This window comes from Corallococcus praedator (genome assembly GCF_003612125.1).
In the GTDB taxonomy this organism is placed as follows: domain Bacteria; phylum Myxococcota; class Myxococcia; order Myxococcales; family Myxococcaceae; genus Corallococcus; species Corallococcus praedator.
In genome coordinates, this window is record NZ_RAWI01001146.1 from 1 (window position 1) to 426 (window position 426).

Genomic DNA, 426 nt, shown 5'->3' on the forward strand with positions numbered 1-426 from the left:
CTCTCGGACTGGTTGCCGGGTACCACCGGGTCGATCGTCTACGTCGACGGCGGTGCGAGCCACAACACCTGGTTCCCCGAGGGTTTCACCGGTTCATGACCGCCGCAGCCGGCACGCCGTTCGACGCCGTCCTCCTGCTGTCGTTCGGCGGGCCCGACGGTCCCGATGACGTCCGACCGTTCCTGGAGAACGTCACCCGGGGCCGCGGGGTGCCGCCCGAGCGGCTCGACGCGGTGGCCGAGCACTACTTCCACTTCGGTGGCGTGTCACCGATCAATGCGCTCAACCTCGACATCATCGATCGTCTGCGGGCCGCGCTGGCGGCGGCGCAGATCGATCTGCCGGTGTTCTTCGGCAACCGCAACTGGCACCCGATGGTGGAGGACACCGTGGCCGAGATGTACGCCGCGGGCCACCGTCATGTGC

At 68.5% G+C, this 426-nt stretch carries 1 protein-coding gene; it reads left to right on the top strand.

Annotation, left to right across the window (positions count from 1 at the left end):
* Nucleotides 1-95: 95 nt before the first annotated feature.
* Nucleotides 96-426, top strand: a 331-nt coding sequence (locus tag D7Y13_RS43450) for a ferrochelatase (protein ID WP_208734678.1), incomplete at its 3' end; no start/stop codon positions are given.